Genomic DNA, 26,438 nt, shown 5'->3' with positions numbered 1-26,438 from the left:
ATTCTCTTCCTTTCCCGTTACCAGACGTACGCGAGGACTTCGCCGCCCACGCCCTTCTTACCGGCCTGCTTGTCAGTCAGGAGGCCGGAAGAGGTGGACAGGATTGCGATACCCAGGCCACCCAGCACGTGAGGCAGGTTGGTGGACTTCGCGTAAACGCGGAGACCCGGCTTGGAGATGCGGCGGACGCCAGCGATGGAACGCTCGCGGTTCGGACCGAACTTCAGGTCGATGGTCAGCTTCTTGCCAACCTCTGCGTCCTCTTCCTTCCAGCCGGCAATGAAGCCTTCAGCCTTGAGGATGTCGGCAACGCGTGCCTTCAGTTTGCTGTACGGCATGGACACGGAGTCGTGGTATGCCGAGTTTGCATTGCGCAGACGCGTGAGCATGTCTGCGACAGGATCTGTCATAGTCATTTGGGCTATAGCCCTTCCTCGTACCGGTTTCCGCTGCGCGTGTTCTTACGAACCTGCGCGGACGGACCTGTCACGTAGTTAGTTTTCGGTCTTGAACGGGAAACCAAGCGCCTTGAGCAGCGCGCGGCCTTCGTCGTCGGTCTTGGCGGTGGTTACAACCGTGATGTCCATACCGCGAACGCGGTCGATGGAGTCCTGGTCGATTTCGTGGAACATAACCTGCTCGGTCAGACCGAAGGTGTAGTTGCCATTACCGTCGAACTGCTTGCCGTTGAGGCCGCGGAAGTCACGGATACGCGGCAGGGCCAGCGAAACCAGACGATCCACGAATTCCCACATGCGGTCGCCACGCAGAGTTGCGTGTGCACCGATCGGCATGCCTTCGCGCAGCTTGAACTGTGCGATCGACTTGCGGGCCTTGGTTACCTGCGGCTTCTGGCCGGTGATCAGGGTGAGGTCGCGGACAGCGCCGTCGATCAGCTTGGAGTCCTTGGCGGCATCTCCAACACCCATGTTCACTACAACCTTCACCAGGCGGGGAACCTGGTTCACGTTCGCGTAGTTGAATTCGTCCTGCAGCGACTTCTTGATGGTCTCTGCGTACTTCGTCTTCAGACGCGGAACGATCTTCACTGGAGTCTCGAGAGTCTCAGTCATTAGATGTCCTTCCCGGTGGCCTTGGACACGCGGATGCGAACGGTCTTGGTACGGCCGTCCTTCTCAACGGTGTCGAGACGGAAACCAACGCGGGTCGGCTTCTTGGTCGACGGGTCTACCAGAGCAACGTTGGAGACGTGGATCGGGGCTTCAACAACCTCGATGCCGCCGGTCTTGGTGCCGCGCTGCGACTGTCCAACCTTGGTGTGCTTGGTGACGCGGTTGATTCCCTCTACCAGCACGCGGTTGGTGTCGGGGAATACGCGCAGGACCTTGCCCTGCTTGCCGCGGTCGCCGCCGCGTTCCTGCTTGGCGCCGGTGATGACCTGAACGAGGTCACCCTTCTTGATCTTAGCCATGGACTAGAGCACCTCCGGGGCCAGCGAAACGATCTTCATGAACTTCTTGTCGCGAAGTTCACGACCAACCGGGCCGAAGATACGGGTACCGCGGGGGTCACCGTCGTTCTTCAGGATCACAGCTGCGTTCTCGTCAAACTTGATGTAGGAACCATCCGCACGGCGGCGTTCCTTCTTGGTACGAACGATGACGGCCTTGACGACGTCACCCTTCTTTACGTTTCCGCCAGGGATAGCGTCCTTGACGGTGGCGACGATGACGTCACCGATGCCTGCGTAGCGACGGCCGGATCCACCGAGAACGCGAATGGTAAGGATTTCCTTAGCACCCGTGTTGTCGGCGACCTTCAGTCGCGACTCCTGCTGAATCAATTTCTACTCCTTGCGTCGCGCCGGTTCTCAGACCGAAATCATGCATACGGAATGAGCCTTGCGGAACGGTTGATCGGGGTGTCTCTTGACCTGCCTGGATTTTGCCAGAACAGGCCTAAACGCCCGTGCCACGAGCATCAGCTTCCCTTGCAGAAAACTCTGCGCGGGGCAGTATGCAGCGGCACGATTGTTTACGAGGTGGTTGACGACGCACTAATGGCGCCATACAAACTCAATATCCTAGCACGTTTTGAGCCCTCGACCGAAACGGGCAGGAACGCGGAAAGGTCCGCATTCCGTAGGGAATGCGGACCTTTCCAGTGAATCCAAGCCGGGCGGGCCCGGCGTCGGATTTACTTGGCCTTTTCGAGGATCTCCACCAGGCGGAACCGCTTGGTAGCGGACAGCGGGCGGGTCTCGGCGATCAGAACGAGGTCGCCGATGCCGGCGGTGTTCTGCTCGTCGTGAGCCTTGATCTTCGAGGTGCGGCGAATAACCTTGCCGTACAGAGCGTGCTTCACGCGGTCTTCAACCTCGACAACGATGGTCTTTTCCATCTTGTCGGAGACAACGTAGCCGCGACGCGTCTTACGGTAACCGCGCTGTTCAGCGCTGGCTGCTGCTTCCGTCACGTTTTCCTTCTCGCTCACTTGGCGTCCTCTCCAGCTTCAACCTCGGCCTTTTCAGCCTTGGCAGCCTTCTTGGACTTCTTTTCTTCCTTGGCTTCCACAACCGGTGCGGCAACCTCGGCACGAATGCCCAGCTCGCGCTCACGGAGAACGGTGTAGATGCGTGCGATGTCCTTCTTTACCGCGCGCAGGCGACCGTGGTTCTCCAGCTGTCCGGTGGCGGACTGGAAACGCAGGTTGAACAGCTCTTCCTTGGACTTGCGGAGTTCTTCAACGAGACGCTCGTTGTCGAAACCGTCCAGCTGTGCGGGTGCGAGATCCTTCGACCCTACTGCCATTTCTATTCACCACCTTCGCGACGCACAATGCGTGCCTTCAACGGCAGCTTGTGGATTGCCAGGCGCAGGGCCTCGCGAGCTACCTCTTCATTGACACCGGAGAGTTCGAAGAGAACCCGGCCCGGCTTGACGTTTGCGACCCACCATTCCGGAGAACCCTTACCGGAACCCATACGGGTTTCAGCAGGCTTCTTCGTCAGCGGACGGTCCGGGTAGATGTTGATCCAGACCTTACCGCCACGCTTGATGTGGCGGGTCATCGCGATACGAGCGGACTCGATCTGACGGTTCGTAACGTATGCCGGGCTCAGGGCCTGGATACCGAACTCACCGAAGCTGACCTTGGTGCCGCCCGTAGCAGCGCCGGAACGACCCGGGTGGTGCTGCTTACGGTGCTTGACTCGACGTGGGATAAGCATTTAAGCCTGTCCTCCTTCTGCTGCCGGAGCAGCAGCTTCAGCGGCCGGTGCTTCAACGGCAGCAGGTGCTGCCTCAGCTGCCGGACGGTCGTTACGACGACGGCGGTCGCCACCCGGGCGGCCCGGACGGTCTCCTGCACGGCCACGGGACGGAGCAGCAGCTGCCTGCTGGGCCAGTTCCTTGGCGGTTACGTCACCCTTGTAGATCCAGACCTTCACACCGATGCGGCCGAAGGTGGTCTTGGCTTCGTAGAAGCCGTAGTCGATGTTCGCGCGGAGGGTGTGCAGGGGCACACGGCCTTCGCGGTAGAACTCCGAGCGGGACATTTCTGCGCCACCCAGACGGCCCGAGCAAGCAACACGGATGCCCTTGGCACCTGCGCGCTGTGCGGACTGCATTGCCTTCTTCATCGCACGGCGGAAAGCCACGCGGGAAGTCAGCTGCTCAGCGATGCCCTGGGCAACAAGCTGTGCTTCCATCTCGGGGTTCTTGACCTCGAGGATGTTCAGCTGGACCTGCTTGCCGGTGAGCTTTTCGAGCTCGCCGCGGATGCGGTCTGCTTCGGCGCCGCGGCGGCCGATAACGATACCCGGGCGTGCCGTGTGGATGTCCACGCGGACACGGTCACGGGTGCGCTCGATCTCGACCTTGGCGATGCCGGCGCGCTCCATGCCCGTGGACATGAGCTGGCGGATCTTGATGTCCTCGCGGACGAAGTCCTTGTAGCGCTGTCCGGGCTTGGTGCTGTCAGCGAACCAGTGCGAAACGTGGTCGGTGGTGATGCCGAGTCGGAACCCGTGCGGGTTTACTTTCTGTCCCACTTAGCGAGCCTCCTCTTTCTCCGGGGTTGCCACGACCAAAGTGATGTGGCTGGTCCGCTTCCTGATGCGGTAGGCGCGGCCCTGGGCACGCGGCTGGAACCGCTTCATGGTCGGGCCTTCGTCAACGAATGCTTCGCTGATGAACAGGTCGCTGTCGTCGAATGCAACGCCGTCACGGTCCGCGAGGACACGTGCGTTGGCCATTGCCGACTGAAGTACCTTGAATACCGGCTCCGAAGCTGCCTGCGGGGCAAACTTCAGAATTGCCAGAGCCTCATTCGCTTGCTTGCCACGAACAAGGTTGACGACGCGCCGGGCCTTCATAGGCGTTACGCGGATGTGACGCGCAATAGCCTTGGCTTCCATTGCTTTCCTTCTCTCGTCTAAGACGTAAAGTCAGGCGCCTTAGCGGCGCTTGCCCTTACGGTCGTCCTTAACATGGCCGCGGAATGTCCGCGTGGGAGCGAATTCGCCGAGCTTGTGCCCGACCATCGACTCAGTGACAAACACCGGGATGTGCTTGCGTCCGTCGTGTACGGCGATCGTGTGCCCGAGCATGTCGGGGATGATCATCGAACGACGGGACCAGGTCTTGATGACGTTCTTGGTGCCCTTATCGTTTTCCCGTGCGACCTTCACAAAGAGGTGCTGGTCAACGAAAGGACCTTTTTTCAGGCTGCGTGGCATGTCTCCAGGCTCCTATCGCTTGTTCTTGCCAGTACGGCGGCGACGAACAATAAGCTTGTCGCTCTCTTTGTTCGGACGGCGGGTACGGCCCTCGGGCTTGCCGTTCGGGTTAACCGGGTGACGTCCACCGGAAGTCTTACCTTCACCACCACCGTGCGGGTGGTCAACCGGGTTCATGGCTACACCACGGACGGTCGGGCGAACGCCCTTCCAGCGCATACGGCCGGCCTTGCCCCAGTTGATGTTCGACTGCTCGGCGTTGCCGACCTCGCCGACGGTTGCGCGGCAGCGCACGTCAACGTTGCGGATTTCACCGGAGGGCAGACGCAGCTGGGCGAAACGGCCTTCCTTTGCGACGAGCTGTACCGAGGCACCTGCGGAACGGGCCATCTTGGCGCCGCCACCCGGACGCAGTTCAACTGCGTGGATTACGGTACCAACCGGGATGTTGCGCAGCGGCAGGTTGTTGCCCGGCTTGATGTCAGCGTCGGGGCCAGCCTCGACGAAGTCACCCTGGGACAGCTTGTTGGGGGCGATGATGTAACGCTTGGTGCCATCAACGTAGTGCAGGAGAGCGATACGTGCCGTACGGTTCGGATCGTACTCAATTTCGGCTACGCGGGCGTTGATGCCGTCCTTGTCGTGACGACGGAAGTCGATCAGACGGTACTGGCGCTTGTGCCCACCACCCTTGTGACGGGTGGTGATCTTACCGGTGTTGTTACGGCCGCCGGTCTTGTGCAGCGGACGCAGCAACGACTTTTCCGGAGTCGATCGCGTGATTTCAGCAAAGTCGGCTACGCTCGAGCCGCGGCGGCCCGGGGTAGTCGGCTTGTATTTACGGATTCCCATAATTTATTTCCTCGTTAAAGTGGTCTCCGCTACGCGAGCGGACCGCCGAAGATGTCGATTGTGCCTTCTTTGAGGGTGACAATCGCACGCTTGGTGCTCTTGCGCTGTCCCCAGCCGAATTTGGTGCGCTTGCGCTTACCGGCACGGTTGATGGTGTTGATCGAGTCAACTTTGACCGAGAAGATCTTCTCAACGGCCAGCTTGATCTCGGTCTTGTTCGAGCGAGGGTCCACCAGGAAGGTGTACTTGCCTTCGTCGATCAGACCGTAGCTCTTTTCCGAAACGACGGGTGCAAGCACGACGTCGCGCGGATCCTTGATGGTGGTTACGCTCACTTGGAGGCCTCCTCGTTCTTTGCCTTGTCAGCGACGAACGCCTCGAAAGCAGCCTTGGTGAAGACCACGTCGTCGGAGATGAGCACGTCGTAGGTGTTCAGCTGGTCTGCGTACAGAACGTGAACATCCTGGAGGTTGCGCACGGACAGTGCAGCAACATCGTTGGCGCGCTCGATAACGACGAGCAGGTTCTTGCGCTCGGTGACGGAGCGCAGCGAAGCCAGTGCGTCCTTGGCGGACGGCTTGGTGCCGGCGACCAGTTCAGCGATGACGTGGATGCGGCCGTTGCGGGCGCGGTCAGAGAGGGCACCGCGGAGAGCAGCAGCCTTCATCTTCTTGGGGGTGCGCTGGGTGTAGTCGCGCGGGGTGGGACCGTGGACGATGCCACCGCCGGTCATGTGAGGAGCACGGATGGAACCCTGACGGGCGCGGCCGGTGCCCTTCTGCTTGAACGGCTTGCGACCTGCACCGGAAACCTCAGCGCGGGTCTTCGTCTTGTGGGTACCCTGGCGTGCAGCAGCGAGCTGTGCGACGACGACCTGGTGCAGCAGCGGCACGTTGGTCTGGACGTCGAAGATCTCTGCAGGCAGGTCTACCTTGACAGTGCTAGTCATTGAACTAGGCTCCCTTCACGGCGGAACGTACGAGTACGACCTGGCCGCGGGCGCCGGGGACGGCACCCTTGATAAGGAGCAGCGACTTCTCAACGTCAACAGCGTGAACCGTGAGGTTCAGCGTGGTGTGACGCTCGGCGCCCATGCGGCCGGCCATTTTCAGGCCCTTGAAGACGCGGCTCGGGGTGGATGCGCCACCGATGGAGCCAGGCTTACGGTGGTTCTTGTGGGCACCGTGGGAGGCGCCAACACCGGAGAAGCCGTGACGCTTCATAACACCGGCGAAGCCCTTACCCTTGGAGGTGCCGACGACGTCGATCTTCTGGCCGGCTTCGAAGATCTCAACAGAGAGCTCCTGGCCCAGCTCGTAGGATGCGGCGTCTGCGGTACGCAGTTCGACGACGTGGCGGCGAGGGGTAACGCCAGCCTTTTCAAAGTGACCAGCCAGCGGCTTGGTGACCTTGCGGGGGTCGATCTGGCCGTAGCCGATCTGGACGGCGACATAGCCATCGACGTCTGCGTTGCGCAGCTGCGTGATGACGTTGGAGTCAGCCTGGACGACAGTTACCGGGATGAGCTTGTTGTTCTCGTCCCAGACCTGGGTCATGCCGAGCTTCGTGCCCAGCAGGCCCTTTACGTTACGGGTTGCGGTCATAGTCTCTCAGCACCTCCCTAGAGCTTGATTTCGATGTTCACGTCTGCAGGCAGGTCGAGACGCATAAGCGAGTCAACGGCCTTCGGCGTGGGGTCGATGATGTCGATCAGACGCTTGTGAGTACGCATTTCGAAGTGCTCACGGCTGTCCTTGTACTTGTGAGGAGAGCGAATAACGCAGTAAACGTTCTTCTCCGTGGGCAGCGGCACCGGGCCGACTACCGTTGCGCCTGCGCGCGTGACCGTCTCAACGATCTTCCGCGCTGAAACATCAATGACCTCGTGGTCATATGACTTCAGCCGGATGCGGATTTTTTGTCCCGCCATGTCGCCTGACTCTCTTTCAGCTAGTGCTGCTCTAGTTAGGGCTGCTCTGTTTACTTACCTGTTGATGTGGCCGCCGAGGCGTTTGAGGTATTACCACCACACGCCGCACAAGCTGAATCCGGAAATTCCGGGTTCCTCAACCTGCCGGCGCACCGACCCCCGCGGTCGGGCGTGTCGCGATTTCCACGCAGACTCGACCGCATTCCATGGGGTTCAGGGTTATGTTTGGGCTTCAACCTGGACCCTGACACCCGGCATTATCCGGATCGGGACACGAAGAAGCACTTGAACAACTCATCCAGTATGGCGGAAATCCGGAGCAAAGGCCAATCGGGCCCGGAATGTCCATTGCCCGGCCCCCGCCAAGTGGGGATGATGGTGGCATGTCCGTCCGGGATTCAGGCTCAGTGGAAGATCTCGCTGCACGCTTGCGGCCGGGTTTCACGCTGGGCGTCGCAGCGGCCGCCTTCCAGATCGAAGGTTCCCTCACGGCCGACGGCCGCGGCCCCTCCGGTTGGGATGCGTTCGCGGAAAAGCCAGGAGCAATAGTCGACGGCGGCTCCCCCGCGGTCGCGTGCGACCACTACAACCGCGCCGACGAGGACATCGCCCTGATGCAGGAGCTGGGCGTGGACTCCTACCGCCTCTCGCTTTCCTGGCCACGCATCCAGCCGGATGGCCAAGGTGCCGTCAACCAGCGGGGCCTGGACTTCTACGACCGCCTGCTGGACAAGCTCCTGGCGGCGGGCATCTCCCCCATGGTCACTCTTTACCACTGGGATACCCCGCTCCCCCTTGAGCATGCGGGCGGCTGGATGAACCGGGACACCTCCCAGCGGCTCGCAGACTATGCCGCGATTGCCGCCCGTCACTTCGGGGACCGCGTCGAGCACTGGGTCACGGTGAACGAACCCGTTTCAGTGACCCTGCAAGGCTACGCACTTGGGGCCCACGCCCCTGGCCGCCAACTCCTGTTTGACTGCCTCCCTGCCGCACATCACCAGTTGTTGGGCCATGGGCTGGCCGTCAAGGCCCTCAGGGCAGAAGGTGTCAAAGGACAGATCGGGCTGTCCAACATGCACTCCCCGGTGCGGCCAGCGAGCAGCCGCCTGTCGGACCGACTGATGGCCGAGGCACTGGACATGATACTGAACCGCATCTACGCCGATGCAGTCCTCTTGGGCCAATACCCCAAGCCGTCACTTCCTCTGTGGCCCTGGTTCCGCTCCCTGGGTCCGGTACTCGACGGCGATCTTGAGACCATCAGCCAGCCCCTGGATTTCTATGGACTGAATTACTACTACCCCATCAAAGTGGCTTCCGGACGCGGGCCTGCCGAGATACCCACAGGGCAGGCAGAAGAGATGGGCAACGTTCCGTTCCACCTGGCTGCCTACCAGGAATACGAAACCACAGGCTTCGGCTGGCCCGAGGCACCTGAGCAGCTCGCCACGGTGCTCCAGGAAATGAACGAGCGGTATGGCTCTGCCCTGCCCCCTGTGTACATCACGGAGGGCGGCGCCAGCTTTCCGGAGCCGGCCCACGTGGACGGGGCCATCCAGGACACCAACCGCATCACCTATCTGGCTGAGCACTTGGGACACGCCGTCACGGCAGCCGGCCCGGGCGGCGTGGCGGAAGGGGTGGATCTGCGCGGCTACTACGTCTGGACCCTGCTGGACAACTTTGAGTGGGCCGCGGGCTACTCGCAGCGGTTCGGCCTGGTCCATGTGGACTTCGAGACGTTGGAGCGGACCCCGAAGGAGTCGTTCTACTGGTTCCGCGCTTTGGCCCATGCACGACGACACGGGATGTAGCGCAGGCAGGTTAAATTGCTGCTCTGGTTGGCCGGATCGTCTGGCTGACACAGGAAGCTACTGGTTCTTGTTCGCCCGGCGGATGCGCTTGGCCCTGTCGATCTCTTGCCGGAAGTTCTTGCGTCCCCACAGCACCGCACCACCAACACCAGCTATGACTGCCAGGAAAATCAGGAATTCCATGCCGCGCTCCTCTCCTTGAACTGCCAGCCTATCGGATGCCGCCGTGGCCCTGCGAGGCCGCAGGCTGGTCCGCGCCCCCACTACCGGACGGATCTGCGGGACCGGGCGGCTTGCGGTTCAAGCGCCAGACCGCGAGGACGATAAGTGCCACCGCAACCAGCGCCAGCATCGCGAAGGCGTAGCTGCGGAGGGCCCACATGATGCTCAGCACCACGCCGCCGGCACCCCAAACCACCGGCAGGCGATCAGCTACGACAAGACCCGCCGCAAGCAGCAGCACGTGGGCCACCAGAACATACAGTTGCTGCGCCGTTGTACCGCCAAAGATGGTCGCGAGCGATGTAAACGACAGTATCCCTGCTCCCAGGCATAGCCGCCACAGGCCGTCCCTGCGCTGAACCTTGATGTAGCGCAGCCCTGCCATAACAGCAGCTGCTGCCACGTACCACTGCATTGTCCAGAACCAGTCCGGCCTGGCCCCGTCCACGAACAGGACCGCCCGTTGCAGTGCGGCAACGGAGGCCAACGCCGCCACTTCGCCGGCAAGCCATTTGCCCTGTGGAACCTCAGCCACCACCAGCACGCCCAGCGCGGACACGAGCCCGAAAGCGGCCAAGGATGTTTCATCACGCCCCATTCCGACAACGGCCGACAACGCGAGAGCCACAGCCGCCGTGGCAGCCAGGGCCCACTGCCGCCAGAGTTCGCCTCGGATGGCCGGGCCACCAAACACCTTCACGGCGTAAAGGAGCACAGCGGAGCCCGCGGCACCCACAAGCCAAGGGGCATAGGCCGTCCAGACGCCGGGCGGCAGGCCCTCCAGCAAGCCCCCGACGGCGGGTACCGCACCAAGCAGCAGGGACGGAGCCGCCGATGCGTACAGGGCAGGCACGCGTTCCAGGTGCGAGGCCGCAAACAGGACGAGGGCAAGAACAAGGGCGGACAAACCGCTGAGTCCAGGGGAAACAGCCAGGGCCAACAGTCCTCCGGTGACCACCATGGCCAGCGAGGAAACCAACCAGAACCAGCGCGCAAGGATGTCCACTCCTGCAGTCCCGACCGGTCGGGCTGCGATCATGGCCCGGCCGACAACAAGCGCCAGAGCCAGTCCCAGCAAAACCACGGGAACCTGGGACTTGTCCAATAGGGGCTGATAGAGCCAGGTGGCCGGCGGGAAGCGCAGCGCCGGACCTGCTGCCAGCACTCCCCCGATGACCGCAACGACCCCAAGGTATGCGCAGAGAATCCCGGGCAAACCCCTCGCACCCAACAAACGCGAAGCCAAAGCAGCACACGCCGGGACGATGACCAAGCCGAGCAGGACCACCCAACGGCCACCGCCGTCGTAATCCCCGACGGCCAAGTAGGCCAGCGGCAGGAGGAGTTGGGCACCCAACGTTGCCACGAAGGTGCCACCCTGGAAAGCGATGTCCACGCTGAACGAGCGCAGGAGCAACGTCACTCCGTGCTGCACCAACAGGACCACAGCCAAGGCGATGGTCGCGGCGGTCGTTGAATCCGAGGAGTCGAAGACCACCAATCCCGTGAAAGCCGTGAGCAGTACGCGGACCCCGATCAGGTACCCGCCGCGAAGAACCCGGTCCCGAACCGTCCATGCCATGAAAGCGCCATAAGCGGCGAAGATGCCCAACAGAACTTCGACGTCCCGGACATTACCGATCCGAAGGAGAAGAAGAAGCGTGCACGCTATTGGGGCGAAGAGCCACGCGCCAGGGTGGCGGCGCAGGACCACACCGCACAGAATCGCGGCAAGGGCGGTCGCCGCTGCGGCAAGGCCGGGTTGCCAGCTGTTGTGCAGGAAAGGGTGAACCGCCCAGCCGCCCGTTGTGAGGACAATCGTGGCAGCGGCCATCACTCCCAGCACCGCGGCGGCGTCGATCATCGACTCCGCCGGGAACCGGCGCCGGCTGGATCCGCGCAAGGGCAGCGCCAATTGCAGGGCAGCTGCAAACACGAGCACCAAGGGGACCGTCGGCAGCTCGCCCGCCAGGAGGACACGCCAACCATGCTCTGTTGCATCGGCGTAGGCTGATGCCGCCAGGAGGGTGCCTGCCGCGCGAGCCACCCACCAATACAGCTGCCGACGGAAGGAATGGGCAAGCCTCAGGGCAGTTGCGCAGAAGTAGGCGACGGCGACCACAAGAACCAGGTTTCCCAAGCCCACCGAAACGGTCGCCACCGCCAGGGTTCCCGTCAGCAAGGCAGTCGACGGAGCCAGGATTTCACCCACGGACAGGTTCCATGGAGTCGGTCCGTGTTGCACAGTGCGGGCACCGCGGAACAACAACATCCCCGATGCCACCCCCGCACCCAGGACCCACAGCAGCGCCATGGCGACGAGCGTGCGGCCTGGGGTGTCATCAAATACCGGCAGCATGAGGAGTCCCGCCATTGCAGCTGCGCCGAACCCCGCAACGGAAGACTGCGGCGCCAGAACCCGGGTTCCGCTGCGTGCCAGCACCGCATTCACCAACTGCTGCACCGCTGCCGCGGCCACGAACGCCACCACTGAGAAGGCCACCCTGTCCGGGCTGCCTTCGAACAAGGCAGCCACGGCGGCCGGAGCAGCGATCGTCAGGGCGATCCGTCCGACAAGGACAAGCTGCCGGCGATAGTCCGTCCTGACCATCGCCAGCAAGAACCAGAACACCGCAGCAGAGCCCACGAGCACCGTGACAGGCCAGGCACCCAGCAATCCACTGAGCGCCAAGGCCGCTCCAAGGACAGCCGCAGGGGCAAACTCCGCACCGCGGCGCAGCTTCCAGCCCAACACCATCGCAGTCAGCATGGTCACTGCCAACGGAAGGTGGACAGGCACGTCAAATGTGCCCAACCCCAGCACAACCGTCAGGACGGCTGAGGAAAGCAACTGCAGAGCCAAGCATGACAAAGCATCGTTCCACCAGAGGCGGGGAGCAAACCTCGCACCGGCGAAGGCCATCCCCATGGCTTGGACACCCAGGCAGATAACCACGGCAAAGAGCACTGTGCTGATATCGGAAGAGATATCCCAGACCAGGCCCGTGAGAGCCAGCGTTAAGGCAAGCCGCGCAGCATAGACATGCTGGACCCTATAGCGCGCCCGCGGGATGGCACCCATGACGGCGAAGTAGCTGCCGCACATCAGCATGACCAGCGCGTACTCCCCCTTTGCCAGAAGGTGCGGAGTCAGCGTTACGGCCAACCCAACCAGTGGAACCACATACGGGTGCAGCATCATCAACGGGCGGACGTACAAAGGTGGCATCCAGCGTGGCCGCAGCAATGCTGCCAGCGTGAGGAGTATGGCAACTCCGATCAGCGCCGTGAAATACCAGACCAACGCCCCGCCAAGGACGGAGACACCAGACCACGCGGTGGAAACTACGAAGCTGAGCGACAGGAAGGCCAGGACCTTGTTGTCCAGCTTTACCGCCGTGTAGGCATACACAGCGGTTCCCAATAGTGACGTGACCAGCCACGCGGCGGGCCCGCTGTGGAGCGCAAAGTTGTACATTGCCAGCCCGGTGACCGGAATGAGAGCGAGTCCTGTTCCCACGAATGCCGTGGCAGCGGCCCGCAAGCGCGGGACCTTGGCATGAATGATCAGTCCGGACACATAGAACAGGGCCGTGATGAACCAGATCCCCACGAAACGCAACAGCTCCGGGAGGCTGGTCCCTACGAACAATGCCCCCGCGGCAACCAGCAGGAGGCTGGCGACGTAGAGGGTGATATTGATGTTCTGCTGGTCCCGCTTGGCCTTGCGTGCTGCCACCTCCGCCGGTGACTCCCGTGTGACGGGTGGACCCTGCACGGGAATACCGACTGTGGCGGGCGGAAGCGGGGCGGACGGGAGCGGAGCGGATGGGAGCGGAGCCGGCGGTAGTGGGGCTGGCCGTGCAGGTGTTGGCTGAACGGGAGCCGGGCGCATGGGAGCCGGGCGGGCCCACTGCGTCGGGTGTGGCTGCGTCGGCGGTGGGACACTCCCCTGGCGCTTGGCCTCCGCGTCCCGCCACCCGGCCATATGCCCCGCCAGGAAACCCGCATGGTAGGACTGCGGATCCAGGGTTCCAGAGCCTTCTGCGTTCCTGAGCGGAGTTTTGCGGCCCTGCCTGCGGCCCAGGGCGTTACTGACAACTGCAGTTATGGCAAGCAGCATCACAATCAGCAGGGCGTTCACGGCAACTCCTCGGGGCTACTGGCAGTCGGGCATCAGCCAGCTAGAAAGCAAAACAACGCGGGGTCACTTATGGCCCATAAAGGGTCTCCCAAAGGGCCATAAGTGACCCCGCGTTGCGTTTTTATCCATTCGATAGATAAATGATAGCAAAGAAGAACCCCACCGCAGAAGCGATGGGGTTCTTCCGAGCAATCTACCGGCTATGCCGGGAAATCACCGATCTACAAGCAATGACTACTTGATGATCTTGGTGACACGTCCCGAACCAACGGTGCGGCCGCCTTCACGGATAGCGAAGCCGAGGCCCTCTTCCATAGCGATCGGCTGGATGAGCGCAACGGTCATCTCAGTGTTGTCGCCAGGCATAACCATTTCCGTGCCTTCCGGCAGGGTGATAACGCCGGTTACGTCCGTGGTACGGAAGTAGAACTGCGGGCGGTAGTTGGAGTAGAACGGGTTGTGACGTCCGCCTTCGTCCTTGGACAGGATGTAGACGTTTGCCTCGAAGTCGGTGTGCGGGGTGATGGAACCCGGCTTGACGACAACCTGGCCACGCTCGACATCGTCGCGCTTCAGACCACGGAGCAGGAGGCCACAGTTCTCGCCGGCCCATGCTTCGTCGAGCTGCTTGTGGAACATCTCGATACCGGTAACCGTGGTCTTCTGGACCGGGCGGATGCCGACGATCTCGACCTCGGAGTTGATGGCGAGGGTTCCACGCTCGGCGCGGCCCGTAACAACGGTGCCACGACCGGTGATCGTGAAGACGTCTTCGATCGGCATCAGGAACGGCTTGTCGCGGTCACGTACGGGGTCCGGAACGGACTCGTCGACAGCTGCCATCAGGTCCTGAACGGACTTGACCCAAACCGGGTCGCCTTCCAGAGCCTTGAGGCCGGAAACGCGAACAACCGGAGCCTCATCGCCATCGAAGCCCTGCGAGCTCAGGAGCTCACGAACTTCCATTTCGACGAGGTCGAGGAGTTCTTCGTCATCAACCATGTCGGACTTGTTCAGTGCGACCAGCAGGTAGGGAACACCAACCTGGCGGGCGAGCAGAACGTGCTCACGGGTCTGAGCCATCGGACCATCGGTTGCGGCAACCACGAGGATTGCGCCGTCCATCTGGGCAGCACCGGTGATCATGTTCTTGATGTAGTCAGCGTGACCCGGGGCGTCTACGTGTGCGTAGTGGCGCTTCTCGGTCTGGTACTCCACGTGGGAGATGTTGATGGTAATACCGCGCTGGCGCTCTTCCGGAGCGGAGTCGATCGACGCGAAGTCGCGCTGCTCGTTGAGATCCGGGTACTGGTCGTACAGCACCTTGGAAATGGCGGCAGTCAGCGTCGTCTTACCGTGGTCAACGTGACCAATGGTGCCGATGTTGACGTGCGGCTTAGTCCGCTCGAACTTTGCCTTTGCCACAGGTTCCTCCTAGAACGATTTCAAGTGAAGTGCTCCTCGGCCGCGCTTTTCGCGGCAGAAACTTTAGCAAGTCTACTTGGGGGCTTGGTTTTGATGAAATTGCAGATTCAGGAACCAATGATAGTTCCTCGAGTCTGTTTGCGCAGGGGCCGGGCTGCAGCTCTCGCCACAGCCCCGCCTCATGCGCTTAGATGCCTTCCCGATACCGGAATTGCATCCGTTACCGGGAGATTACTCGCCGCGGGTTTTCTGGATGATCTCGTCGGCTACTGCCTTCGGGACCTCCGCGTAGCTGTTGAACGTCATGGAGTACACAGCGCGACCCTGGGTCTTGGACCGCAGGTCACCGATGTAGCCGAACATGCCGGACAGCGGAACGTGTGCACGGATAACCTTCACACCTGCTGCGTCTTCCATGGACTGCATCTGGCCACGGCGGGCGTTCAGGTCACCAATAACATCACCCATGTATTCCTCAGGTGTGCGGACCTCAACATCCATCAGCGGTTCAAGCAGAACAGGGTTCGCCTTGCGTGCAGCTTCCTTGAAAGCCATACGGCCGGCGATCTTGAACGCCATTTCCGAGGAGTCAACATCGTGGGACGCGCCGTCGATCAGCGTGGCCTTGATGCCGACAACCGGGTAACCGGCCAGGACGCCGTCGTTCAGTGCATCCTGGATACCGGCGTCGACAGACGGGATGTATTCGCGCGGAACGCGGCCACCAGTGACCTTGTTCTCGAACTCGTACAGCTCGCCCGAAGCGGTGTCCATCGGTTCGATCGCAATCTGGATCTTTGCGAACTGACCCGAACCACCGGTCTGCTTCTTGTGCGTGTAGTCATGACGCTCGACTGCGCGCTTGATGGTTTCGCGGTAAGCAACCTGCGGCTTGCCGACGTTTGCCTCGACCTTGAATTCGCGGCGCATGCGGTCCACCAGGATGTCCAGGTGGAGCTCGCCCATGCCGGCGATGATGGTCTGGCCCGTGTCTTCGTTGAGGGAGACCTGGAAGGTCGGGTCCTCAGCGGAGAGCTTCTGGATGGCCGTGGAGAGCTTCTCCTGGTCACCCTTGGTGTTGGGCTCGATGGCAACCGAGATCACGGGCTCCGGGAAGCTCATGGACTCGAGGACGATCTGGTTGTTGGCATCGCACAGGGTGTCGCCCGTGGTGGTGTCCTTCAGACCGATGGCTGCGTAGATGTGGCCGGCGGTAGCGCCCTCAACGGGCATTTCCTTGTTGGCGTGCATCTGGAACAGCTTGCCGATACGTTCCTTCTTGCCCTTGGTGGAGTTGACCACCTGGGCGCCGGCCTCAACGTGACCGGAGTACACGCGGACGAACGTCAGCTGACCGAAGAACGGGTGCGCAGCAATCTTGAAGGCGAGGGCCGAGAACGGCTCGTCAGCAGAAGGCTTACGGGTGAGTTCCTTCTCTTCGTCGCGGGGATCGTGACCGATCATCGGCGGGACGTCGAGCGGGTTCGGCAGGAAGTCGACAACAGCGTCAAGCATCGGCTGGACACCGCGGTTCTTGAAGGCAGAGCCACAGAACACGGGGTACAGCTCGGAGTTGATGGTCATCTTGCGGATGCCGGCCTTGAGTTCCTCAAGGGTGAGTTCTTCACCTTCGAGGTACTTCTCCATGAGTTCTTCGGAAGCCTCGGCCACAGTCTCAACGAGCTGTGCACGGTACTCCTCGGCCTTGGCCTGGAGGTCCGCCGGGATTTCCTGCACTTCGTAGGAAGCGCCCATGGTGACGTCACCCTTTGCGTCGCCAGGCCAAACCAGGGCGCGCATTTCGAGGAGGTCAACCACACCGATGAAGTCGTTCTCGGCACCGATCGGCAGCTGCATGACCAGCGGCTTGGCACCAAGGCGGGAAATGATGGTGTCTACGGTGAAGTAGAAGTCGGCACCCAGCTTGTCCATCTTGTTGACGAAGCAGATACGCGGAACGTTGTACTTGTCAGCCTGGCGCCAAACAGTCTCGGACTGCGGCTCCACGCCTTCCTTGCCGTCGAACACTGCGACTGCGCCGTCGAGGACGCGCAGGGAGCGCTCAACCTCGACCGTGAAGTCCACGTGGCCCGGGGTGTCGATGATGTTGATCTGGTTCTGGTTCCAGAAGCAAGTCACGGCGGCAGACGTGATAGTGATGCCGCGTTCCTTTTCCTGTTCCATCCAGTCGGTCGTCGAGGCGCCGTCGTGCGTCTCGCCGATCTTGTGGTTCACACCCGTGTAGAACAGGATGCGCTCGGTAGTGGTGGTCTTGCCGGCATCGATGTGGGCCATGATGCCGATATTGCGGACCTTGTTAAGGTCGGTAAGCACGTCCTGTGCCACGGGGTCTCCCTTTCGGATGGACTACACGTCCGCCGCCGGCTCGGTGGAGCCGGCGGCGTTCGGGAAGTTTTACCAGCGGTAGTGTGCGAAGGCCTTGTTCGACTCGGCCATCTTGTGGGTGTCTTCGCGACGCTTGACAGCGGCACCGAGACCGTTCGAGGCATCCAGGATTTCGTTCTGGAGGCGCTCGGTCATGGTCTTCTCCCGGCGGGCCTTGGAGTAGCCCACGAGCCAACGCAGAGCGAGGGCGGTGGAGCGGCCCGGCTTGACCTCAACCGGAACCTGGTAGGTGGCGCCACCAACGCGGCGTGAACGCACCTCGAGGGAAGGCTTGACGTTGTCCATGGCCTTCTTGAGGGCGGCAACGGGGTCGCCGCCGGACTTGGCACGTGCACCTTCGAGGGCGCCGTAAACGATGCGCTCTGCGGTGGACTTCTTGCCGTCAACCAGAACCTTGTTGATCAGCTGCGTGACCAACGGGGAGCCGTAAACGGGATCGGAAACTAGCGGCCGCTTCGGGGCCGGACCCTTGCGAGGCATATTACTTCTTCTCCATCTTTGCGCCGTAACGGCTGCGGGCCTGCTTGCGGTTCTTGACACCCTGGGTGTCGAGTGCGCCACGGACAATCTTGTAGCGGACACCCGGGAGGTCCTTCACACGACCACCACGAACGAGCACGATGGAGTGCTCCTGGAGGTTGTGGCCAACACCGGGGATGTAAGCGGTAACTTCCACGCCACCGTTGAGGCGCACACGTGCCACCTTACGAAGGGCCGAGTTCGGCTTCTTGGGGGTGGTGGTGTAAACGCGGGTGCAAACACCGCGACGCATCGGGCTGCCCTTCAGCGCGGGAGCCTTGGTCTTGGAGACCTTCGGCGTGCGGCCCTTGCGGACCAGCTGGTTAATCGTAGGCACTTTCGTGTTCTCCGTTGTTTGATCTCTGCCCCCACACACGGGCGCCAGCCTGTGTAAACGTGGGAACTTTGGCGTTGCTCGTGCAGCCGGCCGAAAACTCCGGTAGGCGTGCAAAAGTGCGGCATTCGTTGCGCATGTTGCCCGCAACCCGGAAACAGGCTCCACCCAGCACCATGAGAACAAAACCAAAATGATGCTGCGGCGGCCTTCATCCACTGCCACACAGAACAATTACCAAAAGTCTAGCACGGCTTGATCTGGAGCCTTAATCGGGTGTATGGAGGACGACGGCGGAAGGCAGCTGCCGCCGTCGTCCTCCTCCCCCGGCGACCCGGGACGCATCCTGCCGTTAACGAACCGGGCCCCGCACCCACAAAGGAGTACGGGACCCGGTTGTCACTGACGTGACTACTGCCGAACGGATCAGCGGAAGTCGTTGCCGAGATCGTAGTCATCCAGCGGGATGGCGTGGAACTCGGGAGCGCCGTCGCCACCCAGGGCGTCATAGGAGAAGTCGGTGAAAGCGCTGGGGCCCGTGAACAGGCTTGCCTTTGCTTCTTCCGTCGGCTCCACAGTGACTTCCGTGTAGCGGGGCAAGCCCGTACCAGCCGGGATGAGCTTACCGATGATGACGTTTTCCTTCAGGCCGAGCAGAGGATCGCTCTTGCCTTCCATGGCCGCCTGCGTCAGGACGCGGGTGGTCTCCTGGAAGGAAGCGGCCGACAGCCAGGACTCGGTAGCCAAGGAAGCCTTGGTGATACCCATGAGTTCCGGACGGCCGGAAGCCGGTGCCTTGCCCTCGGATACGACGCGACGGTTCTCGTCCTCAAAGCGGGCGCGCTCTGCCAGCTCACCGGGGAGCAGGTCGGAGTCGCCGGACTCGATGACGGTCACGCGGCGCAGCATCTGGCGGACGATAACCTCGACGTGCTTGTCATGGATACCAATACCCTGGCTGCGGTACACACCCTGCACTTCGTCCACGAGGAACTTCTGTGCCGCACGCGGCCCCATGATGCGCAGAACCTGCTTCGGGTCCACCGGACCGTTGATCAGCTTCTGGCCGACGCTGACGTGCTCGCCATCTTCGATGAGAAGGCGTGAACGGCGCAGTACCGGGTAGGCGATCTCTTCGGAACCATCGTCCGGAGTGATCACCAGGCGCATCTGGCGCTCGGACTCTTCGATGGTGATGCGGCCGGCTGCTTCAGCAATCGGTGCGACACCCTTCGGAGTACGGGCTTCGAAGAGCTCCTGGATACGGGGCAGACCCTGGGTGATGTCGTCGCCACCACCGGCAGAAACAGCACCACCGGTGTGGAACGTACGCATGGTCAGCTGGGTACCGGGCTCACCGATGGACTGTGCGGCGATGATGCCCACGGCCTCGCCGATGTCCACGGTCTTGCCGGTGGCCAGCGAACGGCCGTAGCACAGTGCACAGGTGCCGACCTTGGACTCACAGGTGAGTACGGAGCGGACCTTGACCTCGGTAATGCCTGCAGCCAGCAGCTGGTCGATGACGACGTCGCCGCAGTCGGTACCGGCCGGAGCCAGGACGTTGCCCTGGGCATCGACGACGTCGACAGCCAGCGTACGTGCGTAGGCGCTGTTCTCGACGTTCTCGTCCAGGACGAGCTCACCGTTGGAATCCGGCACGGCGATCGGGGTGACCAGACCGCGCTCGGTGCCACAGTCCTCTTCACGGACGATGACGTCCTGCGAAACGTCCACCAGACGACGGGTCAGGTAACCCGAGTTGGCGGTACGCAGGGCGGTGTCGGCCAGACCCTTACGGGCACCGTGCGTGGCGATGAAGTATTCCAGCACCGACAGGCCCTCACGGTAGGAGGACTTGATCGGACGCGGGATGATCTCACCCTTCGGGTTGGCCACAAGACCACGGATACCCGCGATCTGGCGGACCTGCATCCAGTTACCACGTGCACCGGAGGACACCATGCGGTTGATGGTGTTCATCGGGGACAGGCTGTCGCGCATCGCCTGGGCGATCTCGTTGGTTGCCTTGTTCCAGATCTCGATCAGTTCCTGGCGACGCTCGTCGTCGTCGATCAGGCCCTTGTCGTACTGGCCCTGGATCTTGGCGGCCATGCCCTCGTAACCGGCAAGGATGCCCGGCTTGGAGGACGGAACCTCGATGTCCGAGATGGCAACCGTGACACCCGAACGGGTGGCCCAGTAGAAGCCGGCGTCCTTCAAGTTGTCCAGCGTTGCCGCCGTAACAACCTTCGGGTAGCGCTCTGCGAGGTCGTTGACGATCCGGGACAGTTCGCCCTTGTCCGCAACAGCCTCAACCCAGGGGTAGTCCTCAGGCAGGGTCTGGTTGAAGATGACCTGGCCGAGGGAGGTTTCGACGAGAGCCGGCTGACCGGGCTCCCAACCTTCCGGGGCTTCCCAACCCGCGAACGGCACGAAGTCGTCCAGGCGGATCTTGACCTGGGAGTTCAGGTGCAGCTCACGGGCGTCGTACGCCATGATCGCTTCCGAAACCGAGGAGAAGATGCGGCCTTCGCCGGCGGAACCGACGCGCTTGGTGGTCAGGTGGTACAGACCGATGATCATATCCTGCGAAGGCAGGGTCACCGGACGGCCATCGGACGGCTTCAGGATGTTGTTCGAGGACAGCATCAGGATGCGTGCTTCGGCCTGGGCTTCCGGGCTCAGCGGCAGGTGGACTGCCATCTGGTCGCCATCGAAGTCAGCGTTGAAGGCGCCACAAACCAGCGGGTGAAGCTGGATTGCCTTGCCTTCCACAAGCTGCGGTTCGAAGGCCTGGATGCCGAGGCGGTGCAGGGTAGGTGCACGGTTGAGCAGCACCGGGTGTTCGGTGATGATCTCTTCCAGCACGTCCCAGACCTGCGGACGGTAGCGCTCGACCATGCGCTTTGCCGACTTGATGTTCTGGGCGTGGTTGAGGTCAACCAGGCGCTTCATCACGAACGGCTTGAAGAGCTCCAGGGCCATCTGCTTGGGCAGACCACACTGGTGCAGCTTCAGCTGCGGGCCGACAACGATGACCGAACGGCCGGAGTAGTCAACGCGCTTGCCGAGCAGGTTCTGGCGGAAACGACCCTGCTTGCCCTTGAGCATGTCGCTCAGGGACTTCAGCGGACGGTTGCCCGGACCGGTGACGGGGCGGCCACGACGACCGTTGTCGAAGAGGCTGTCAACAGCTTCCTGAAGCATGCGCTTCTCGTTGTTGACGATGATCTCCGGAGCACCGAGGTCAAGCAGGCGCTTGAGGCGGTTGTTGCGGTTGATCACACGACGGTAGAGGTCGTTGAGGTCGGAGGTCGCGAAGCGGCCACCATCGAGCTGGACCATCGGGCGCAGTTCCGGCGGGATCACCGGGACGGCGTCGAGGACCATGCCCAGCGGGCTGTTGTTGGTGGTCAGGAATGCGTTGACAACCTTCAGGCGCTTCAGGGCACGCGTCTTGCGCTGGCCCTTGCCGTTCTGGATGGTGTCGCGCAGGGCCTCGGCCTCAGCCTGCATGTCGAAGGTTTCGAGGCGCTTCTTGATGGCCTCGGCACCCATGGAGCCCTCGAAGTACAGACCGTAGCGGTCGCGCAGTTCGCGGTAAAGGCCTTCGTCACCTTCAAGGTCAGCGACCTTGAGGTTCTTGAAGCGGTCCCAGACCTGCTCGAGGCGCTCGATGTCGGCGTCGGCACGCTTGCGGACGTTCGCCATCTGGCGGTCTGCGGAGTCGCGGGCCTTCTTCTTGTCGGCAGCCTTGGCACCTTCGCCTTCAAGACGGGCAAGCTCGTCTTCAAGGTCGCGGGCGATCGTGGCGATGTCGCTGTCGCGGTTGTCGATCATCTGCTTCTTCTCGAGGTCGTGCTCAACCTGGAGGTTCGGCAGTTCGGCGTGACGGCTTTCGGTGTCAACGCTGGTGATCATGTAGGCAGCGAAGTAGATGACCTTCTCAAGGTCCTTCGGTGCCAGGTCCAAAAGGTAGCCCAAGCGCGAAGGAACGCCCTTGAAGTACCAGATGTGGGTTACAGGCGCAGCCAGCTCGATGTGGCCCATGCGCTCACGGCGCACCTTGGCGCGGGTGACTTCAACGCCACAACGCTCGCAAATGATGCCCTTGAAGCGCACGCGCTTGTACTTGCCGCAGTAGCATTCCCAGTCGCGGGACGGGCCGAAGATCTTCTCGCAGAAGAGGCCGTCCTTCTCGGGCTTGAGCGTGCGGTAGTTGATGGTTTCCGGCTTCTTGACCTCACCGTAAGACCAGCCACGGATGTCTTCCGCGGTGGCGAGGCCGATCTGCATGAGGCCGAAGGAGGATTCGCTGGACATATGGTCCCTGTTCTCTCTTGTTCTCTAAATTCTGAAGTCTTGGTTACGGGAAGAGGGAGCTGATCCGGCGGACAGTGGTTGAGCACCGCCCGCCGGAACCGCTGCTAGACCTCTTCTACGGAACTGGGCTCTGCGCGGGACAGATCGATACCCAGTTCTTCCGCAGCCGTGAAGACTGCGTCATCAGAGTCACGCATCTCGATGGTGGTTCCGTCCGTGGAAAGAACTTCCACGTTCAGGCACAACGACTGCATTTCCTTGATCAAGACCTTGAAGGACTCGGGAACGCCAGGCTCAGGGATGTTTTCGCCCTTGACGATGGCTTCGTAGACCTTCACACGACCATGGATGTCATCGGACTTGATCGTGAGGAGTTCCTGAAGCGTGTAGGCGGCACCGTAGGCTTCGAGCGCCCACACTTCCATTTCACCGAAGCGCTGGCCACCGAACTGTGCCTTACCACCCAGCGGCTGCTGCGTGATCATGGAGTACGGGCCGGTGGAGCGGGCGTGGATCTTGTCGTCCACCAGGTGGTGGAGCTTCAGGATGTACATGTAACCGACGGAGATAGGGTCCGGGAACGGCTCGCCGGAGCGGCCGTCGAACAGACGGGTCTTGCCGGAGGAGTCGATCAGGCGGTCGCCATCGCGGGTCACGTTGGTGGAGTCAAGCAGGCCGGTGATTTCTTCTTCACGGGCGCCATCGAACACCGGGGTGGCAACGGTGGTCTGGCCGGTTTCACGGGGCAGGTTCGGGAGGTTCTTGACCCACTCCGGCTCGCCTTCGATCTTCCAACCGGTCTTGGCAACCCAACCGAGGTGGGTTTCCAGAACCTGGCCAACGTTCATTCGACCCGGAACACCAAGCGGGTTCAGGACGATGTCCACCGGGGTACCGTCTGCAAGGAAGGGCATGTCCTCGACCGGAAGGATCTTGGAGATAACACCCTTGTTGCCGTGACGGCCGGCGAGCTTGTCGCCGTCGGTGATCTTGCGCTTGGCTGCAACGTAGACGCGGACCAGCTGGTTCACGCCCGGGGGCAGTTCGTCGTCGTTGTCGCGGTCGAAGACGCGCACGCCGATGACCGTACCGGACTCGCCGTGGGGCACCTTCAGGGAGGTGTCGCGGACTTCGCGGGACTTCTCACCGAAGATGGCGCGCAGAAGGCGTTCTTCCGGGGTCAGTTCGGTTTCACCCTTGGGGGTGACCTTGCCTACCAGGATGTCGCCTGCTTCAACCTCGGCACCGATGTGGATGATGCCGCGCTCGTCCAGGCCTGCCAGGACTTCCTCGGACACGTTGGGGATGTCACGGGTGATTTCCTCGGCACCAAGCTTGGTGTCGCGGGCATCGATTTCGTGCTCCTCGATGTGGATGGAGGAAAGAACGTCCTCGGCAACAATGCGCTGCGAAAGGATGATGGCGTCCTCGAAGTTGTGGCCTTCCCATGACATGAATGCCACGAGCAGGTTCTTTCCGAGGGCGAGCTCACCCTGGTCCGTTGCGGGACCGTCAGCGATGATGCCGCCAACCTCCAGGCGCTGGCCTTCGTTGACCAGGACACGGTGGTTGTAGCAGTTGCCCTGGTTGGAACGGGCGAACTTGTTGATGCGGTAGTTGGTCTCGGTACCGTCGTCGTTGATCATGACAACGAGCTCGGCGGAAACCTCGGTGACCACACCTGCCTTCTTCGCGATGACAACGTCACCGGCGTCGACGGCTGCTGCGCGCTCCATGCCGGTGCCCACGAAAGGAGCCTCGGAACGGACCAGCGGCACGGCCTGGCGCTGCATGTTGGCACCCATGAGTGCACGGTTGGCATCGTCATGCTCGAGGAACGGGATCAGTGCCGTTGCAACGGACACCATCTGGCGCGGGGAAACGTCCATGAACTGGACATCTGCAGCGGGCACCAGAACGGGCTCGCCTCCACCACCACGGGCACGGACAAGGACGGTCTCCTCGGAGAACTTCTTGTCAGCATCCAGCGGAGCGTTGGCCTGTGCGATAAGGACCTCGGCTTCGTCATCTGCCGTCAGGTATTCGACGTCGTCGGAGACAACACCGTTGGACACCTTGCGGTACGGGGTCTCGATGAAGCCGAACGGGTTGATGCGGCCGTAGGAAGCCAGCGAACCGATCAGACCGATGTTCGGACCTTCAGGGGTTTCGATGGGGCACATACGTCCGTAGTGGGACGGGTGAACGTCTCGAACTTCCATGCCTGCGCGGTCACGGGACAGACCACCCGGGCCAAGTGCCGACAGGCGGCGCTTGTGGGTCAGACCCGAGAGCGGGTTGTTCTGGTCCATGAACTGGGACAGCTGGGACGTTCCGAAGAACTCCTTGATCGCTGCCACAACGGGACGGATGTTGATCAGCGTCTGCGGCGTAATGGCCTCGACGTCCTGCGTGGTCATGCGTTCGCGGACGACGCGTTCCATGCGGGACAGACCGGTGCGGACCTGGTTCTCGATCAGTTCGCCCACGGCGCGGATGCGACGGTTGCCGAAGTGGTCGATGTCATCGATGTCGACGCGGAGCTCGTGGTCTTCGCCGTCGCGCTTGCCCATGATGGTCTTCTCGCCGGCGTGGAGCGCAACGAGGAACTTGATCATGGCAACGATGTCTTCAACGTGCAGGACCGATGCTTCCTTGTCACCAAGGGAGCGGTCGATGCCAAGCTTGCGGTTGATCTTGTAACGGCCAACCTTGGCCAGATCGTAGCGCTTGGGGTTGAAGTACAGGTTGTCCAGCAGGGACTGGGCAGCCTCGACTGTGGGCGGCTCGCCCGGACGCAGCTTGCGGTAGATGTCCAGAAGCGCGTCTTCGCGGGTCTCGGTGGCGTCCTTCTCCAGCGTCGCGCGCATGGAGTCGTACTGGCCGAACTCTTCCAGGATCTGGCCTTCGGTCCAGCCGAGGGCCTTCAGGAGAACCGTTACCGACTGCTTGCGCTTGCGGTCGAGGCGGACACCGACCTGGTCGCGCTTGTCGATTTCGAGCTCGAACCAAGCACCACGGGATGGGATGATCTTCGCGGTGAAGATGTCCTTGTCACTGGTCTTGTCAGCGGCGCGCTCGAAGTAGGCACCCGGGGAACGGACCAGCTGGGAGACAACAACACGCTCGGTGCCGTTGACGACGAACGTACCCTTCTCAGTCATGAGGGGGAAGTCGCCCATGAACACGGTCTGCTGCTTGATTTCGCCCGTGTTGTTGTTCATGAACTCGGCCTTGACGTACAGCGGGGCCGAGTAGGTGGCGTCACGGTCTTTGCATTCGGCCATGGTGTACTTCGGATCAGCGAACTCCGGCTCGGAGAAGCTCAGGGACATGGTGCCCTGGAAGTCCTCGATAGGGGAGATCTCTTCGAAGATGTCGGCAAGTCCGGAGGTGGTGGCGACGCTGAGGTCGCCCTCCTCGACAGCCTTCGCTACCCGCGCCTGCCAGCGTTCGTTTCCGACGAGCCAGTCAAAGCTGTCCGTCTGCAGGGCGAGAAGATTCGGAACATCAAGTGGTTCGTGAATCTTTGCGAATGAGAGGCGACGGGTGGCACCATCGGTGCTTGCCGTGTTAGCGGTTTCGTTATTAGAGGTGCTCGAGGCGACCAAGAGGGATCCTTCCACAGACCTTCAGGCGTTTTCAGATCTCCCCCGTTTGCATTCCGCAGAGTGCTCTGCAGGATACTTAATCCGGTTCCGCTATATGACCCGGACCCAGCCCGTCCATGGCTGTGCACGTTGAGTAACGGCACGTCAATGGCG

The 26,438-nt window shown here is 61.9% G+C and carries 24 protein-coding genes; 1 reads left to right on the top strand and 23 read right to left on the bottom strand.

Annotated elements, in window-relative coordinates; genetic code table 11:
* Positions 1-17 precede the first annotated feature (17 nt).
* The 15 genes from rpsH to rpsJ form a co-directional block, all read right to left on the bottom strand.
* Positions 18-416 carry a 30S ribosomal protein S8 gene (gene rpsH, locus FDP28_RS04670; RefSeq protein ID WP_003803767.1) on the bottom strand — a complete coding sequence of 133 codons (399 nt, stop codon included), beginning with the start codon at positions 414-416 and terminating at the stop codon, positions 18-20.
* 78 nt (positions 417-494) lie between these two features.
* Positions 495-1,073 carry a 50S ribosomal protein L5 gene (gene rplE / locus FDP28_RS04665; RefSeq protein WP_144659421.1) on the bottom strand — a complete coding sequence of 193 codons (579 nt, stop codon included), beginning with the start codon at positions 1,071-1,073 and terminating at the stop codon, positions 495-497.
* A complete protein-coding gene (rplX, locus tag FDP28_RS04660; protein WP_144659420.1) occupies positions 1,073-1,432 on the bottom strand; it encodes a 50S ribosomal protein L24 in 360 nt (119 codons plus the stop codon). The genes rplE and rplX overlap by 1 nt, the downstream gene beginning before the upstream one ends.
* A 3-nt stretch (positions 1,433-1,435) precedes the next feature.
* Positions 1,436-1,804, bottom strand: coding sequence for a 50S ribosomal protein L14 (rplN, locus tag FDP28_RS04655; RefSeq protein WP_003803789.1), 369 nt, complete (start codon positions 1,802-1,804; stop codon positions 1,436-1,438).
* A 353-nt stretch (positions 1,805-2,157) separates the two neighbouring features.
* On the bottom strand, positions 2,158-2,454 hold the full coding sequence (gene rpsQ, locus FDP28_RS04650; protein ID WP_144659419.1) for a 30S ribosomal protein S17: 297 nt from the start codon (positions 2,452-2,454) through the stop codon (positions 2,158-2,160).
* Entirely contained in the window at positions 2,451-2,771 is a 321-nt protein-coding gene (gene rpmC, locus FDP28_RS04645; protein WP_014922387.1) for a 50S ribosomal protein L29, read from the bottom strand. Before rpmC ends, rpsQ begins: the two co-directional genes overlap by 4 nt.
* A 2-nt stretch (positions 2,772-2,773) precedes the next feature.
* Positions 2,774-3,190: a 50S ribosomal protein L16 gene (gene rplP / locus FDP28_RS04640; protein WP_076801229.1), complete on the bottom strand. Its 417-nt coding sequence runs from the start codon at positions 3,188-3,190 to the stop codon at positions 2,774-2,776.
* Positions 3,191-4,012 (bottom strand): 30S ribosomal protein S3, encoded by an 822-nt coding sequence (gene rpsC, locus FDP28_RS04635; RefSeq protein WP_011775589.1) that lies wholly within the window; start codon positions 4,010-4,012, stop codon positions 3,191-3,193.
* Positions 4,013-4,378 carry a 50S ribosomal protein L22 gene (gene rplV / locus FDP28_RS04630; RefSeq protein WP_018776683.1) on the bottom strand — a complete coding sequence of 122 codons (366 nt, stop codon included), beginning with the start codon at positions 4,376-4,378 and terminating at the stop codon, positions 4,013-4,015.
* A 39-nt stretch (positions 4,379-4,417) separates the two neighbouring features.
* Positions 4,418-4,699, bottom strand: coding sequence for a 30S ribosomal protein S19 (gene rpsS, locus FDP28_RS04625; RefSeq protein WP_011775591.1), 282 nt, complete (start codon positions 4,697-4,699; stop codon positions 4,418-4,420).
* Between the two features lie 12 nt (positions 4,700-4,711).
* Positions 4,712-5,551, bottom strand: coding sequence for a 50S ribosomal protein L2 (rplB, locus tag FDP28_RS04620; RefSeq protein WP_021472409.1), 840 nt, complete (start codon positions 5,549-5,551; stop codon positions 4,712-4,714).
* 29 nt (positions 5,552-5,580) lie between these two features.
* Positions 5,581-5,886 (bottom strand): 50S ribosomal protein L23, encoded by a 306-nt coding sequence (gene rplW, locus FDP28_RS04615; RefSeq protein WP_011775593.1) that lies wholly within the window; start codon positions 5,884-5,886, stop codon positions 5,581-5,583.
* On the bottom strand, positions 5,883-6,500 hold the full coding sequence (gene rplD / locus FDP28_RS04610) for a 50S ribosomal protein L4 (protein ID WP_144659418.1): 618 nt from the start codon (positions 6,498-6,500) through the stop codon (positions 5,883-5,885). Before rplD ends, rplW begins: the two co-directional genes overlap by 4 nt.
* Positions 6,501-6,504: 4 nt before the next feature.
* Positions 6,505-7,155 carry a 50S ribosomal protein L3 gene (rplC, locus tag FDP28_RS04605; RefSeq protein ID WP_144659417.1) on the bottom strand — a complete coding sequence of 217 codons (651 nt, stop codon included), beginning with the start codon at positions 7,153-7,155 and terminating at the stop codon, positions 6,505-6,507.
* 17 nt (positions 7,156-7,172) lie between these two features.
* Positions 7,173-7,481, bottom strand: coding sequence for a 30S ribosomal protein S10 (gene rpsJ / locus FDP28_RS04600; protein WP_003803825.1), 309 nt, complete (start codon positions 7,479-7,481; stop codon positions 7,173-7,175).
* A 383-nt stretch (positions 7,482-7,864) separates the two neighbouring features.
* Between rpsJ and FDP28_RS04595 the strand changes: the two genes are divergently transcribed.
* Positions 7,865-9,298: a GH1 family beta-glucosidase gene (locus FDP28_RS04595; protein WP_144659416.1), complete on the top strand. Its 1,434-nt coding sequence runs from the start codon at positions 7,865-7,867 to the stop codon at positions 9,296-9,298.
* Between the two features lie 57 nt (positions 9,299-9,355).
* Here FDP28_RS04595 and FDP28_RS20740 read toward each other — a convergent pair whose 3' ends face one another.
* From FDP28_RS20740 to rpoB, 8 genes are all read right to left on the bottom strand, one after another.
* Positions 9,356-9,481: a hypothetical protein gene (locus FDP28_RS20740; RefSeq protein ID WP_260842332.1), complete on the bottom strand. Its 126-nt coding sequence runs from the start codon at positions 9,479-9,481 to the stop codon at positions 9,356-9,358.
* 28 nt (positions 9,482-9,509) lie between these two features.
* Positions 9,510-13,298 (bottom strand): hypothetical protein, encoded by a 3,789-nt coding sequence (locus tag FDP28_RS04590; protein WP_313955640.1) that lies wholly within the window; start codon positions 13,296-13,298, stop codon positions 9,510-9,512.
* Positions 13,299-13,898: 600 nt separating this feature from the next.
* Positions 13,899-15,089 carry an elongation factor Tu gene (gene tuf, locus FDP28_RS04585; RefSeq protein WP_144659414.1) on the bottom strand — a complete coding sequence of 397 codons (1,191 nt, stop codon included), beginning with the start codon at positions 15,087-15,089 and terminating at the stop codon, positions 13,899-13,901.
* 231 nt (positions 15,090-15,320) lie between these two features.
* Entirely contained in the window at positions 15,321-17,435 is a 2,115-nt protein-coding gene (fusA, locus tag FDP28_RS04580; protein WP_144659413.1) for an elongation factor G, read from the bottom strand.
* Positions 17,436-17,504: 69 nt separating this feature from the next.
* Positions 17,505-17,975, bottom strand: a complete 471-nt coding sequence (gene rpsG, locus FDP28_RS04575; protein WP_003803829.1) for a 30S ribosomal protein S7 — start codon at positions 17,973-17,975, stop codon at positions 17,505-17,507.
* A 1-nt stretch (position 17,976) separates the two neighbouring features.
* Positions 17,977-18,351, bottom strand: a complete 375-nt coding sequence (rpsL, locus tag FDP28_RS04570) for a 30S ribosomal protein S12 (protein WP_009358312.1) — start codon at positions 18,349-18,351, stop codon at positions 17,977-17,979.
* A gap of 423 nt (positions 18,352-18,774) precedes the next feature.
* Entirely contained in the window at positions 18,775-22,674 is a 3,900-nt protein-coding gene (locus FDP28_RS04565; RefSeq protein WP_144659412.1) for a DNA-directed RNA polymerase subunit beta', read from the bottom strand.
* 104 nt (positions 22,675-22,778) lie between these two features.
* A complete protein-coding gene (gene rpoB / locus FDP28_RS04560; RefSeq protein ID WP_144659411.1) occupies positions 22,779-26,285 on the bottom strand; it encodes a DNA-directed RNA polymerase subunit beta in 3,507 nt (1,168 codons plus the stop codon).
* Positions 26,286-26,438 lie beyond the last annotated feature (153 nt).

This window comes from Paenarthrobacter nicotinovorans, assembly GCF_007670255.1.
Classification (GTDB): domain Bacteria; phylum Actinomycetota; class Actinomycetes; order Actinomycetales; family Micrococcaceae; genus Arthrobacter; species Arthrobacter nicotinovorans_B.
The sequence above is the reverse complement of the archived record's forward strand: the minus strand, read 5'-3'. Positions and strand labels throughout refer to the sequence as shown.

What these genes read in the sequence shown, in the direction of transcription:
- rpsH (WP_003803767.1), bottom strand. Translation starts at nt 416, where the DNA reads ATGACTATGACAGATCCTGTCGCAGACATGCTCACGCGTCTGCGCAAT.
- rplE (WP_144659421.1), bottom strand. Translation starts at nt 1,073, where the DNA reads ATGACTGAGACTCTCGAGACTCCAGTGAAGATCGTTCCGCGTCTGAAG.
- rplX (WP_144659420.1), bottom strand. Translation starts at nt 1,432, where the DNA reads ATGGCTAAGATCAAGAAGGGTGACCTCGTTCAGGTCATCACCGGCGCC.
- rpmC (WP_014922387.1), bottom strand. Translation starts at nt 2,771, where the DNA reads ATGGCAGTAGGGTCGAAGGATCTCGCACCCGCACAGCTGGACGGTTTC.
- rplP (WP_076801229.1), bottom strand. Translation starts at nt 3,190, where the DNA reads ATGCTTATCCCACGTCGAGTCAAGCACCGTAAGCAGCACCACCCGGGT.
- rplV (WP_018776683.1), bottom strand. Translation starts at nt 4,378, where the DNA reads ATGGAAGCCAAGGCTATTGCGCGTCACATCCGCGTAACGCCTATGAAG.
- rpsS (WP_011775591.1), bottom strand. Translation starts at nt 4,699, where the DNA reads ATGCCACGCAGCCTGAAAAAAGGTCCTTTCGTTGACCAGCACCTCTTT.
- rplB (WP_021472409.1), bottom strand. Translation starts at nt 5,551, where the DNA reads ATGGGAATCCGTAAATACAAGCCGACTACCCCGGGCCGCCGCGGCTCG.
- rplD (WP_144659418.1), bottom strand. Translation starts at nt 6,500, where the DNA reads ATGACTAGCACTGTCAAGGTAGACCTGCCTGCAGAGATCTTCGACGTC.
- rplC (WP_144659417.1), bottom strand. Translation starts at nt 7,155, where the DNA reads ATGACCGCAACCCGTAACGTAAAGGGCCTGCTGGGCACGAAGCTCGGC.
- rpsJ (WP_003803825.1), bottom strand. Translation starts at nt 7,481, where the DNA reads ATGGCGGGACAAAAAATCCGCATCCGGCTGAAGTCATATGACCACGAG.
- FDP28_RS04595 (WP_144659416.1), top strand. Translation starts at nt 7,865, where the DNA reads ATGTCCGTCCGGGATTCAGGCTCAGTGGAAGATCTCGCTGCACGCTTG.
- FDP28_RS20740 (WP_260842332.1), bottom strand. Translation starts at nt 9,481, where the DNA reads ATGGAATTCCTGATTTTCCTGGCAGTCATAGCTGGTGTTGGTGGTGCG.
- rpsG (WP_003803829.1), bottom strand. Translation starts at nt 17,975, where the DNA reads ATGCCTCGCAAGGGTCCGGCCCCGAAGCGGCCGCTAGTTTCCGATCCC.
- FDP28_RS04565 (WP_144659412.1), bottom strand. Translation starts at nt 22,674, where the DNA reads ATGTCCAGCGAATCCTCCTTCGGCCTCATGCAGATCGGCCTCGCCACC.